Source organism: Corynebacterium riegelii (assembly GCF_001263755.1).
Taxonomy (GTDB): Bacteria; Actinomycetota; Actinomycetes; order Mycobacteriales; family Mycobacteriaceae; genus Corynebacterium; species Corynebacterium riegelii.
In genome coordinates this window covers 2,033,250-2,045,804 of sequence record NZ_CP012342.1, presented here as the reverse complement: position 1 = coordinate 2,045,804, position 12,555 = coordinate 2,033,250, and the positions used below count along the sequence as shown (strand labels likewise).

At 60.1% G+C, this 12,555-nt stretch carries 11 protein-coding genes; 6 read left to right on the top strand and 5 right to left on the bottom strand.

The genetic code is table 11. From position 1 onward, the window contains the following. Nucleotides 1–13 precede the first annotated feature (13 nt). From dnaA to AK829_RS09815, 6 genes are all read left to right on the top strand, one after another. Entirely contained in the window at nucleotides 14–1,534 is a 1,521-nt protein-coding gene (gene dnaA / locus AK829_RS09840; RefSeq protein ID WP_052205674.1) for a chromosomal replication initiator protein DnaA, read from the top strand. A 1,120-nt stretch (nucleotides 1,535–2,654) separates the two neighbouring features. Next, nucleotides 2,655–3,842, top strand: a complete 1,188-nt coding sequence (dnaN, locus tag AK829_RS09835; protein WP_052205673.1) for a DNA polymerase III subunit beta — start codon at nucleotides 2,655–2,657, stop codon at nucleotides 3,840–3,842. 24 nt (nucleotides 3,843–3,866) lie between these two features. Beyond that, on the top strand, nucleotides 3,867–5,039 hold the full coding sequence (gene recF, locus AK829_RS09830) for a DNA replication/repair protein RecF (protein ID WP_052205672.1): 1,173 nt from the start codon (nucleotides 3,867–3,869) through the stop codon (nucleotides 5,037–5,039). 25 nt (nucleotides 5,040–5,064) lie between these two features. Continuing rightward, nucleotides 5,065–5,625 carry a DciA family protein gene (locus AK829_RS09825; protein WP_052206498.1) on the top strand — a complete coding sequence of 187 codons (561 nt, stop codon included), beginning with the start codon at nucleotides 5,065–5,067 and terminating at the stop codon, nucleotides 5,623–5,625. A 125-nt stretch (nucleotides 5,626–5,750) separates the two neighbouring features. Further along, the gene (gene gyrB, locus AK829_RS09820) at nucleotides 5,751–7,850 is read left to right on the top strand and encodes a DNA topoisomerase (ATP-hydrolyzing) subunit B (RefSeq protein WP_052205671.1); all 2,100 of its coding nucleotides are present in this window, start codon (nucleotides 5,751–5,753) and stop codon (nucleotides 7,848–7,850) included. A gap of 60 nt (nucleotides 7,851–7,910) precedes the next feature. Further along, nucleotides 7,911–8,702: an alpha/beta fold hydrolase gene (locus tag AK829_RS09815; protein ID WP_083439826.1), complete on the top strand. Its 792-nt coding sequence runs from the start codon at nucleotides 7,911–7,913 to the stop codon at nucleotides 8,700–8,702. Nucleotides 8,703–8,736: 34 nt separating this feature from the next. Here the strand turns inward: AK829_RS09815 and AK829_RS09810 are convergent, their stop codons facing one another. The 5 genes from AK829_RS09810 to AK829_RS09795 form a co-directional block, all read right to left on the bottom strand. Continuing rightward, entirely contained in the window at nucleotides 8,737–9,174 is a 438-nt protein-coding gene (locus tag AK829_RS09810; RefSeq protein WP_052205669.1) for a DUF6918 family protein, read from the bottom strand. Nucleotides 9,175–9,641: 467 nt separating this feature from the next. Next, entirely contained in the window at nucleotides 9,642–10,073 is a 432-nt protein-coding gene (locus AK829_RS09805; RefSeq protein ID WP_052205668.1) for a hypothetical protein, read from the bottom strand. Nucleotides 10,074–10,161: 88 nt separating this feature from the next. After that, nucleotides 10,162–11,997: a Rib/alpha-like domain-containing protein gene (locus AK829_RS09800; RefSeq protein WP_052205667.1), complete on the bottom strand. Its 1,836-nt coding sequence runs from the start codon at nucleotides 11,995–11,997 to the stop codon at nucleotides 10,162–10,164. Nucleotides 11,998–12,061: 64 nt separating this feature from the next. Next, nucleotides 12,062–12,334, bottom strand: coding sequence for a hypothetical protein (locus tag AK829_RS12320; protein ID WP_083439825.1), 273 nt, complete (start codon nucleotides 12,332–12,334; stop codon nucleotides 12,062–12,064). Beyond that, entirely contained in the window at nucleotides 12,331–12,543 is a 213-nt protein-coding gene (locus AK829_RS09795) for a hypothetical protein (protein WP_052205666.1), read from the bottom strand. The genes AK829_RS12320 and AK829_RS09795 overlap by 4 nt, the downstream gene beginning before the upstream one ends. Between the last annotated feature and the right edge of the window lie 12 nt (nucleotides 12,544–12,555).

Here is a 12,555-nt window from a genome sequence, read left to right as displayed (position 1 = left end):
GTGAGGAGCTGCCGTGGCCGATCAGCAACTCGAGTCACTGTGGCGTGACCTCGTTGCGGAGTTGTTGCAACTTTCTGAGCGTCCCAACTCATCCGTACCCACGCTGACCCACCAGCAGCGCGCCTACCTTCAGTTGGTGCGCCCGGAGGTGCTGGTCAACGGCTATGCCGTAGTCACTGCACCGCATGCCGCGGCCAAGTCAGTAGTAGAGGAGTCGCTCGCACCGCACATCACGGCACTGCTGCAGTCGCGTTTGGGAACGCCCTGCACACTTGCGGTAACCATGGCCGCGCCTGAACCGGAACCCGAGATCCCGCCAGTCCAGGAGCAGTGGGCATCCAGCCAAACAGCGCAGACCCCGGTGGGGGAGCAGATGCCGATGGGTCTTGATGAGCTTGCGCAGATGCACGCCCAGCAGGTCGCGGCAAGTGGAAGTGCGCATCCCATCGTGCCGCAGCGTATCCCGCGTGAAAAGCCTGCTCATGACCCTGACCGCGAAGCCAGCCTGAACCCGAAGTACACCTTCGAAAACTTTGTTATTGGCTCTTCCAACCGCTTTGCCAATGGTGCAGCGGTGGCCGTCGCAGAGAATCCGGCCCGTGCTTACAACCCGCTGTTTATCTGGGGTGGTTCCGGCCTAGGCAAGACCCACTTGCTGCACGCTGCCGGCAACTACGCGCGAGTGCTGCAACCAAACTTGCGCATTAAATATGTGTCATCGGAGGAATTCACCAATGACTACATCAATTCCGTGCGTGATGACCGTCAGGAATCCTTCAAGCGCCGCTACCGCGACCTGGACATTCTGATGGTGGATGACATCCAGTTCCTCGAAGGCAAGGAAGGCACCCAGGAGGAGTTCTTCCACACCTTCAACGCACTGCACCAGTCCAACAAACAGATCATTTTGTCCTCTGACCGGCCGCCGCGTCAGCTGACCACGCTTGAAGACCGCCTACGTACCCGCTTCGAAGGCGGCCTCATCACCGATATTCAGCCGCCAGACCTGGAAACCCGCATCGCGATTCTGCTAAAAAAGGCAGCTGCGGACGGCACGCACGTCAGTCACGACGTCCTCGAACTCATTGCCACGCAGTTCCAAAGCTCCATCCGCGAACTCGAAGGCGCCCTAATCCGCGTCTCTGCGTACTCTTCGCTGATCAATGAGCCAATCACCATGGAAGTTGCCCAGGTTGCGCTTCGGGACATTCTTCCCGACGAAAGCGATATCCACATCACCGCCACCGCCATCAAAGAGGCCGCGGCGGAGTACTTCAGCGTGGCCGTCGACCAACTCACTGGCGCCGGAAAGACCAGGCAGGTGGCCCACGCGCGCCAGATTGCCATGTATCTGTGCCGCGAGCTGACCGAGCTTTCGCTGCCCAAGATTGGCGACGAGTTCGGCGGCAAAGACCACACCACCGTCATGTACGCGGACCGCAAGATCCGCAAGGAGATGACGGAAAACCGTGAGACGTACGACGAAATCCAAGAGCTCACCCAGATTGTGAAGAACCGCGCCCGCGGCGCCTAACTCACTCGCCCTGCCCGCCCTGCCCGCCCGGCCTGCCCGGCCTGCCCGGCCTGCCCGCCTTCCTTCCGGGCTCACCCGAGCCGCGACCTGGTCTTTTGTCATTATCGTCTAGCACTCAGCACGTCTAGCACTCAGCACCGGCCGCTAGACGACAACGCAAAATCCGCCAAATGTCTCCACATTCGACCTGGGGGAATGGAGGCCAGTTTTCAATGTCGTCTAGCAGGGTTTCGCTGCCTGCTAGACGACATTTCTCATGTCCAGTCACTCTTTGGACACGGGCTCATTGGATACGGAGCCCACCAGGCCCGCTCGGCATCCATGACGAGGCCACTGGCAGAAGGGCACTAGCAGACATTGCAAAAAACGCGGTGAGTAAAGACAACTGACCTGGGGAAACGCGAGGCCGAAATCATTATCTGCTAGTGGCACAACACGATCCCACCCCGGCAAAGCCCAAACAGGCCCCGAACCTGGCAATTACCTGACAGCCAATGCAACTATCCCCGGTTTGGCAACGTGCTGCCGCAATTACAAAAAGGTCCCCCACTGGTCGAGAGGCACGCAAAGCCACAAGCACGCCAGGCTGAAGTTCAGCCCTGTGAACTGCATAAACACCAACATTTCACAGTTATCCACAGACTTATCCACATCTGTGTAATTACGCTTGTGTAATTCCCGACCGGAGGAGTGATGGCGATACGCCAGCGAGACCCGGCAACAACACCGCCAGCCCCGCTCACCCCCTGGGGACAAACAACAAATTCTTGTGAGTAATCGGTGGACAACTCGCAGGCGAAATGTGGATGGAATTCCATGGCTGAAATCTATCCACAGCGCGCAGCCGTTCATCCACACGTTGTCCACACGCCACTCACACCCTCGACGGGACTCATGAGCTGCGCAAACAACACGTTATCCACAGATTGCACAGGACTTACTGTTCTTACCAACTCTTTTACTTGTAATTCATTAGGAGAAACAGGGGCTGTGCACAGTTCGTCGGCAAGCGAGCGAATTACAAAACTTCTGGGACCCCTCGCGTGAGATTTGTGCCGTGGTTGCCTAGAGTGAAAACGGTAATTCCAAGAATCTTGTTTAAAGGGGGCCAGCGCGCGCCATGGTTGAGAGCTCAGTGTCATTCCGTGTTCAGAAGGAAGATCTTTCTGAAGCTGCCTCGTGGGTTGCGCGCTCCCTGCCTACGAAAAACACTCAGCCGGTGCTTCGCGCTGTTGTGATTACGGCTGATGATCACGGTTTGGAGTTCGCGGGCTTTGACTATGAGGTTTCCAGCAAGGTTCGCATCAACGCCGATATTGATCAGCCGGGTCGTGTAGCGGTGGCGGGTAAGTTGTTGGCGGATATCGTCGCAAATATGCCCTCTGGCCCGGTGGAGGTTTCCACTAACGGCAACAAGCTTCAGCTCAAGGGTGGTTCGGCAAGGTTTGAGCTGCCATTGATGGGTTTGGATGATTACCCGCAGCTGCCGAGCTTGCCGGAGGTCACGGGCAAGATTTCGCCAGCCGCCCTGACCGCGGCAGTGACTCAGGTGGCGTCTGCTGCTGGTCGTGATGACACGCTTCCAATGCTTACCGGTATCCACATGGAGGTAAACGGCACGCATCTGAAGCTGACGGCTACGGACCGTTTCCGTTTGGCGTTGCGTTCCTTGGAGTGGGAGCCGACCTCACCAAACGTTGAGGCGAAGCTGCTGATCCCGGCGAAGACGCTGCTGGATAACGCCCGCACGCTGGATACGCATATCGAAGAGCCGGTGGAGATCGCCGTCGGTGGTGCGGACAATGTTGGTGCGGACGGCCTGTTTGGTCTGCACGTGAGCAACCGCGAAACCACCACGCGCATGCTGGATGCGGACTTCCCGAATGTGGCGCCGCTGCTTCCGAAGACGCACACTTGTATTGCCACGGTGGAGATTTCGCCGCTGATGGAATCCATTCGTCGTGTGTCGCTGGTGGCGGACCGTAATGCGCAGATCCGCCTGCACTTTAAGCAGGGCGAGCTCACGCTGTACGCGTCTGGTGCGGATTCCGGTGAGGCGTCTGAGACCATCCCGGCTGCGTTCACTGGTGAAGATGAGCTGCTCATCGCGTTTAACGCTGGTTACCTGCGTGATGGCCTTGGCGTGATTGGCACGGATCGTGTGATGTTTGGCTTCACGGAGTCTTCGCGCCCGGCGATTATGGTGCCGGAGCCGGAGGAGCTTCCGGAGGCGAATGCGGACGGCACCTTCCCCACCCCGGATACTTACTTCACGTACCTGCTGATGCCGGTGCGTTTGCCGGGTTAAGCGCCAGGTTAAGTGCCGGATTAAGTGTTTGTCTCTGAGCTGGATCTGCGCGATTTCCGCTCGTGGCCGGAGTTGCATCTGGACCTTGAGCCGGGGGTGACGGTCTTTGCTGGCCGCAATGGGCATGGCAAGACCAACATCGTTGAGGCGGTGTATTACACCTCGCACCTGGGCAGCCACAGGGTGTCTACGGACACGCCGCTGATTCGCACTGGTCAGGACAACGCTCGCGTATCCGCGACCACGATTAATAATGACCGCGCGCTGACCACCCACCTGTTAATTAAGACAGCCGGTGCGAATCAGGCGCAGATCAACCGCACGCGTCTGAAAAGTCCGCGCGAGGTTTTGGGCGTGTTGCGTACGGTGCTGTTTTCCCCGGAGGACCTGCGGCTTGTGGTTGGTGAGCCGGCGGAGCGCCGCCGCTTTCTAGACGAACTCTTGTCGCTTCGCACGCCACGGATTGGCGGGGTGCGGGCGGATTATGACCGGGTGCTGCGCCAGCGGAACGCCCTTTTGCGCACCTCAAGCATGGTGTTGCGCCGCGGCTACCAGGATGAATCGGGTGCGGCGGCATTGTCCACGCTCGATGTGTGGGACGCCCAGCTTGCCAGCTTGGGTAGCCAGTTGATAACCGCGCGCCTCTTGCTTATCGACGCCCTAGCGCCCCTGATCACCTCCGCCTACGCCAGCGTGGCGCCGGAGTCGCGCCCCGCAAGCGTTCGCTACAAATCCACCGTTGGTTTAGGCGAAGGCTTAGGCGAAGAGCGTGATCCGGCAACGTTTGAGGCGGCGCTCCTGGCGGAGTTGGGCCGGCGCAGGAAAGAGGAAATTGACCGCGGCACCACGTTGGTGGGTCCGCACCGCGATGACCTGGTGCTCATGCTTGGTAACACACCGGCGAAGGGTTACGCCTCCCACGGCGAAACGTGGTCGTACGCACTGTCGCTGCATTTGGCGGAGTACCAGTTGCTCTCTGAGCAGGGATCGGCACCCGTGCTGATCTTGGACGATGTATTTGCGGAGCTGGATGCTAAAAGACGCGAGCGTTTAGTCCACGTTGCCGAAGAAGCAGAGCAAGTGCTGATCACGGCGGCGGTGGGCGATGACTTGCCCGCTAACCTGCACGATGCCGTGGCCGCGCGCTACACGGTGACCATGGATAACGGGGTGAGTGCAATTGCAGGATCTGGTTAAAACCACGTTTCTTCTCACCCGCGAGATGGCGCGCAAGCGCGGCGGGCGCGTTCCGGATCTTTCGCGCCAAGGCACACTGCCGGTGCCGAAGCGAAGCGCTGCAGCACTTGGCGCCCCAACCACTGAAGCGCTGGTGCCGGGGTTGGAGGTTGGGGGGTTCGACGGGGCGTCGATAAGCAAGAAAGGCCCCGGGCGACCAACCGGGCTGGATGGGCGAGCGATCCCGCGCCGCATGCGGGTGAGTTCCTTTAACTCGCTGGTCGGGCGCGAGATTAAGCGCCGCGAGTGGAGCGAAAACATGGCCTACGGCTGGGTCATGGGCAACTGGGAAACCCTGGTGGGTGCGAAAATCGCGCAGCACACCACCGTGCACATGATTAAGGACGGTGAGGTGCACATCGAATGCGACACCACCGCCTGGGCCACGCAGCTGAAATACATGCAATCGACCGTGCTGCGACTCATTGCAGACAAGGTGGGGCCGGAAGTGGTGACCAAACTGCACATTTACGGGCCGAAGACGCCGTCCTGGCGCAAGGGTCCGCTCCATGTGAAAGGCCGCGGGCCGCGCGACACTTACGGATAAGCGCACAAAACGCCCTCTAACGGATTCGAGTGCTGCCAAGGCATGGCCCCACAAGCGTGTAAGATACAAGGGGTTAAACGCGCCTATGGGCGCTTGTGAAGAATAAAAGAGGAGAGTCCCTTTCCGTGGCTGAACAAGTACCGCATTATGACGCCTCATCGATCACCATCCTGGAGGGCCTGGAGGCCGTCCGTAAACGTCCCGGCATGTACATCGGTTCCACCGGTGCGCGCGGCCTGCACCACCTGGTGTGGGAGGTTGTGGACAACTCTGTAGATGAGGCGATGGCGGGGTATGCGGATCGCGTCGATGTCACCCTGCTTGAAGACGGTGGAGTGCAGGTCGTAGACAACGGCCGCGGCATCCCGGTGGAGATGCATCCGTCGGGCGCACCAACTGTCCAGGTTGTTATGACCCAGCTGCACGCCGGCGGCAAGTTTGACTCGGAGTCTTACGCCGTTTCCGGTGGTCTGCACGGCGTGGGTATTTCTGTGGTCAACGCCTTGTCCACCCGCGTTGAGGCGGACATTAAGCGCGACGGCAAGCACTGGATTCAGAAGTTTGAGGCCGCCAAGCCCGAGCCGCTGGTTGAGGGCGGCAACGCTCGCGGCACCGGCACCACCATCCGTTTCTGGCCGGACCCGGAGATCTTTGAAACGGTTGAGTTCAACTACGACACCATTGCTCGCCGCCTGCAGGAGATGGCTTTCCTGAACAAGGGCCTGACCATCACCCTGAAGGATGAGCGCGTCACCGAGGAGGAGCTGGAGCTTGAGGCAATCGCCGAAGAGGGCGATACCGCAGCGCTGATTGGTGGCGACTCCTTTGATGATGACACCGTGGTTGAGGCCGCGGCTGAGGTTGATCAGGATGGCGACGGTGACCCGGTTGAGGCCGGTGACGAGGTTGCGCCGAACGTTAAGCGCAAGCGCGAGAAAAAGGTCACCTACCACTACCCAGAGGGGTTGATTGATTACGTCAACTACCTGAACAAGAACAAGACCGAGATCCACCCGACGATTGTTGGTTTTGATCAAAAGGGCGACGGCCTTGAGGCCGAGGTGGCCATGCAGTGGAACAGCTCCTACAAGGAGTCCGTCCACACCTTTGCCAACACCATCAACACGCATGAGGGCGGCACCCACGAGGAGGGCTTCCGCGCCGCGCTGACCACGTTGATGAACCGCTACGCGCGTGACCACAAGCTGCTCAAGGACAAAGAGCCCAATTTGACTGGCGACGATTGCCGTGAAGGCCTCGCCGCCGTCGTCTCCGTCCGAGTGGCGGACCCACAGTTTGAGGGCCAAACCAAGACCAAGCTGGGTAACACCGAGGTCAAGGGCTTTGTTCAGCGTGCGGTGAATGAGAACCTCTCCGACTGGTTCGACGCGAACCCGGCTGAGGCGAAGGTCATTGTGAACAAGGCGGTGCAGTCCTCGCAGGCTCGCCAAGCGGCGCGTAAGGCGCGTGACCTGGTTCGCCGTAAGTCCGCGACCGACCTTGGTGGTCTGCCGGGCAAGCTGGCTGACTGCCGTTCGAAGGACCCGAAGCAGTCCGAGCTGTTCATTGTGGAGGGTGACTCCGCAGGCGGTTCCGCAAAGGGCGGCCGTGACTCCATGCACCAGGCAATTCTGCCGCTGCGCGGCAAGATCCTGAACGTGGAGAAGGCCCGCATGGACCGCGTTTTGAAGAACGCCGAGGTCCAGGCCATTATCACTGCCTTGGGCACCGGTATTCACGACGAGTTTGATATTTCCAAGCTGCGCTACCACAAGATCGTGCTCATGGCCGATGCTGACGTGGACGGCCAGCACATTGCCACCCTGCTTCTGACCCTGCTGTTCCGCTTCATGCCGGAGCTGATTGAGCAGGGCCACGTGTACCTGGCTAACCCGCCGTTGTACAAGCTGAAGTGGGCAAAGAGCGAGCCCGGCTACGCGTTCTCCGACCGTGAGCGTGATGAGATGCTGGCTGCTGGCCTTGAGGTTGGCCGCAAGATCAACACGGACGACGGTATCCAGCGCTACAAGGGTCTGGGTGAGATGAACGCCAAGGAGCTGTGGGAGACCACGCTCGACCCGGAGACCCGCATCCTGCGCCGCGTTGAGCTTGAAGACGCACAGCGTGCAGACGAGCTGTTCTCCATCCTGATGGGTGACGACGTTGCAGCACGCCGCAGCTTCATCACCCGCAAGGCGAAGGACGTCCGCTTCCTGGACGTGTAGGTCGCCGGCCCGGGTTTTGGGCGGGGTGTGTTTGTGTGCGGCCCGGGTACGCTGTGCCGCATGAGCAATTCACGGCCACTGGTTGTCATTTTCCCTGGTATGGGGATGGAGGCGCGCTACTACCGCCCCATCGCCGAGGCGCTGACCGAGGCTGGTTTTCCCACGACGGTTGGTGAGCTTCGCGGCCAGGGTGAAAGCCCCCACGTTGCTTCTAGGAGCAATCAGTGGGGGTATCACCATGTTGCGGCAGAGGACTACCCAGCGACGATCAGCAACGCCAAGCAGGAACATGGGCTTGATGAGAATCACCCGGTGATCCTTTTGACGCACTCGATGGGCGGGCAGGTTGGCACGCTGTTCATGGCGCGACCGGAAGCGTCTGCGTTGAATGTGATTGGCATGCTGGGTGTGGGCGCCGGTAACCCTTGGCACAAGGCGTTTCCGCTTCGAGACCAATTCAAGTTCGGCATTGGCATCCAACTGATTTGGCTGGTAAGCCAAGTGTTGGGCTATTGGCCGGGTGACAAGATTTCAATTGGCGGCACGTGGGGACGCCACCCGCGCACCTACATCAATGAGTGGGCGCGGATGAACCGCAGCGGCAAACGCGGCAAGCTTGCGGGTGCGGACATTGATTACGACGCCGCAATGCAGCGCATCACCGCCCCCGTCGTGCTCACGCGGTTTAAGAACGACCGCGATTGCACGTATGCCTCCGCGCAGTCCCTAGCCGATCAGGTTGCCGGCGCGACCGTTGAAGAACTCGACGGTGGATTGGGCCACAACAGGTGGGCCCGCGAGCCGGAGATTATTGTTGGCCGGGTGCTGGAATTTGCCCAGGAGCTGCAATAGCTGGGCGTTTTTGGCTGTTTGTTGTTAGTTAGCGCTACTTTGCGTAGCGCTCGATGATGTTGCCCAGTTCAGGCAGTGCCGGCGCCACGATCTTGCCAACCTTGCCGCGTAGCGTGGAGTACACCTTCTGAATGGCACTGGGCATTTCGCCGGTTGCGCCGTCGGCGGCGTTGAGGATCTTCTCTACCACTTCGTTTTCGTTGTCGGAAAGGAATGCGCCGAAGGAGCCGGCGCCCTCAGTCTGGAAGCGCTCAAACAGCGGCTGCAGCTCAGAAACAACCTGCGGCAGGTAGCGATTCACACCCTTCGGGACGGCATCCGCGTCAGCCTTCTTACCAGCAGCAACGGCGGACTTTAGCGCCATGCCGGTGAGGCCGGATTGGTTGGCCACGGTGGTGTCTACAAGCTCGGCGATCTCGGCGACAACCTTAGAGCGGTTGGCCTCAGTAAGAAGGTTGTTCAAGTCAGTCATGGAGAAAAGCTTAGCGGCCCGCGCTCGGTTGAGCGGGGCCGCTGCCAGGTGTCGTAGTTCTTCCACCACAGCACCCTGTTACCTACAAGTCACTGTAACCACAACGGCAACAACAGTAACATGCGTAACACCGTGGGAGCAACTGGGAGTCCCCTGAATGTTGTGAATGTTGACTTGGGTCAAATTAGTGCCGAAATTGAGGCGGCAGTGATCGCGCCTGGGTGGTGCGCTGACAAAGTTGATCACGCTATTTTGGCGAAAAGTCTCTGACCTGGGCGTTTAAAAATTTAGGGTGCGTCGGGATGTCGCATTTGTCAGTGGGCCCGAGGGGATCCTGACAAATCTGACGACGCAGTTTGCGTTTGCCCAGGTCGTGGTCCGGTCAGCAAGGGCCCGCTGCATGATTTGTCAGGAATAACAACGGGGGAGCACCTGGCCCAGCGGGGGAGCCCCAAAAACCAGCAGCGCTACGGCATCAGCGGCATCTGAACGTTGCCCTGCAGTTTTTGGGCAAACGCGATCCACGCGGGGACGTCGAAAATCCGGTTGCCCTCGGAGGAACCCGGTACCCACTCAAGGCCGGCGGCGCGGGCGGCGTCATCAACCGCCTGGCGCAGTGGCGGCACTGCATCCACAACCAGCTGCACGGCCAAGGCAGTCAGGCCAACAGCCAGAGCGATGGAAAGCGGGGCACTGCCGGTATATGCGCTGCCCAGCGGGGTTTTCTTAGGCACGTCGATGGAAGGATCATTCGGGTCTTTCTCATAATCAATCTTTGACGAGCCCTTGCTGGAGCCACTCGACAGCTCAAAAATACCCGCCTGCGCATGCGCCGGGGTGACGCTAACGGCGGAAGCAGACACAGCCAGCACCAGCGCGGCAGTTGCGACCCTCTTCATAAAAACACCTCATGGTTCAAGGCAGAACGAAAAACCGATGGTTCACACTGTAGGCGGTGAACCACCGGTTTGGGGTGTTAGGCAGCGGCTAGAAACGGAAGTTCTGCAGCATCGGCAGCGCGGCAATCGCACCACCGATGGCAACCAGGATGGTTACCAAAATGCCCACGATCAGGCCAACGTTGTTCTCCGAAGAACCGGAGGAGCCATCCTGCGAGGGCTTTTCGCTTGGTGGGGTCGGCTGTGGGGTCGGCTCCGGGGTCGGTTCGGTCGGTTTGGTGGAGGGTGCTGTCTTGATAGTCAGCTTGAACGACACCTTCTTGGAAGTACCGTCCGTGTAGCGCACCGTCACGGGGATCTCCGCGGTGCCAGCGCTGGTACCTGCAGCAACGCTGATGGTTACCTCGCCGGTTGCCTCGTCGGTGCTGATCTTCAGCCCGTCCTTGTCCTGGTTCGGGCCAACGAACTTGGTGCCCGCCGGCGCCGCGGGCGTGACAGTCGGCTTGACGGTTGTGGATTTGCCGGCGGTTACGGTGGTGGCGGGGTAGGAGACCTCGTGGGCGTCGGCAAGCTTCTTGGAAGGCTCTGCGGTTGTGAACTTCACCGGGTAGGCGTTGTTGGTGCCGTCTGGGAAGGTGGCGAGGACGAACGCGGTGCCGCTCAGCCCGGCGGAGGAGTTCGGGGCGGCCTTGATGGTCGCTTCACCGGTGGTTTCGTTGACGTTGAAGGTCCAGCCGTCCGGCAGCTTGCTGTGGGAAGCGAACTTGGTGCCCTCCGGCCACTGACCCGTGGGTGTGGAGGTGCCAGCCTTATCCGCCGGGGTGTTGATGTCCGGGTAGGTCACCTTGGCCTGCTGGCTCTGCCACTGGCCGTCCTTGGTCACCTTGAACGGGACAGTCTTGGTGGTGTGGGAGGAATCCGGGTAGGTCACTTCCACGGGAACGTTGAAGGCGAAACCGGCCTTGACCGGCGTTTTCGGGGAGACGGTGACGTTGCCGTTGCTTGCTACTTCGATGGTGACGTAGTCGCCGAGGTTGCTCAGCAGGTCTTCACGCAGCTTGAACGTGGTGCCGGCCGGGACGTCACCGGAGCGCGTGGCGGTCTTCGCAGCGCCCGCGTTGCCATCCAGCTCAGTGGTATCTGGCCAGGTGGGAGAGTACTTTGCGGTGTCGCGCTCGGTGTGCGGGGTGGTGTTGCCGTCCTTGTCAGAAACCGTGATCTTCAGGTCGGTGTACGCAACGGAAGTGTCCGGGTAGGTCACCTTGATCCGTGCGGTTGCCGTGGAGCCTGCGCCCACCTTGGAACCCGGGGTTACGGTGACGTGGCCCTGGTTATTCACAGACACGTTGAACTGCTCAGGGGCGAATACAACGGAGAACATCGTGCCCTTCGGCAACGTCTTTGCCTTGTTGGCGGCAACCTTGCTCTCGCCCTCCTTGACCGTCAGCGGGTCGTAGGAAACTGCGTAGTTGGTGGCCTGGTTGTCGCCGCCTTTCACCACGTTGACGGAGGTCTCGTACTCGCCAGCCTTCTCGTACTTCTTCGCTTCAGCGTTGAGTTTGTACACCTGGATGGTGAATTTGACGCCGCCGCCGGGCTCCGCGTTAAGCGGCGCCTTGACGGTGACCTCACCTGTCTTCTCGTTAGTGGTGAAGGTGTAGCCCAGGCCGTCGGCAGGGCCGACAAAGCGGTACGTGTCCGCGTCAGGTGCGGCCTTCGAAGGCGTGACCTTCGCCTCACCACCTGCGGTGATGTCCTTTTCTGGCCAGGTGAAGCCCTCTACCGCCGCGCTGCTTGCAGATGCCGCGGTGATCGCAGCGAACGGCTGCACGTTGTCTTGGGCGTTGGAGGTTGGGACGGCCAGACCAGCGCCGATCAGGGCGGTGGTGGTGGCCAGGGCGATGACATGCTTATTCAGCTTCATTACTGTGTACTTTCAGGATTTTCAGGGTGGTTCCAGCCCAGTGTAAGACGCTGTGCCCAAATTGTCAGCTGACTTCGTTGGCCCAGCGCAGGTACACATCGCGTGCAACATCTGCAAACGCTGGGTTGTGGGAGGTCAGTGGGGAGAGGTTGCGTATGGCGTCGGCAAGCAAAAAGGCCCCTTCCTGCGGTGATTGGCACACAGGCACGCCGTGTAGCCGGGCGCCGGGGATGGCGGCGCAGGCGGCGATTGCTGCAAATGAGCGGATTTGCACCTTATATATAGGACAGAATTCGTCTGCGATGGCTAAGAGCTGCTCGCCTGTGAAGTTTCTCATGCTCGGGCCTGACGGATGCGGGATTCAGTGGCGCGGTACTCCGGGATCATGTCGCGGGCGAGTGCCTGGACGGCCGCCGTGTCCAACATGCGGGTGGCGGCGGTGACCACGGCGCGGCGGGCGGCTTCCTGTTTGGAACAGCCCCACGCGGAGGCTAACAGAACGAGGGCTTTGTCTTCTTCTGTGGTGAGTCGCAACGTCATAGCCATACCAACGTGATA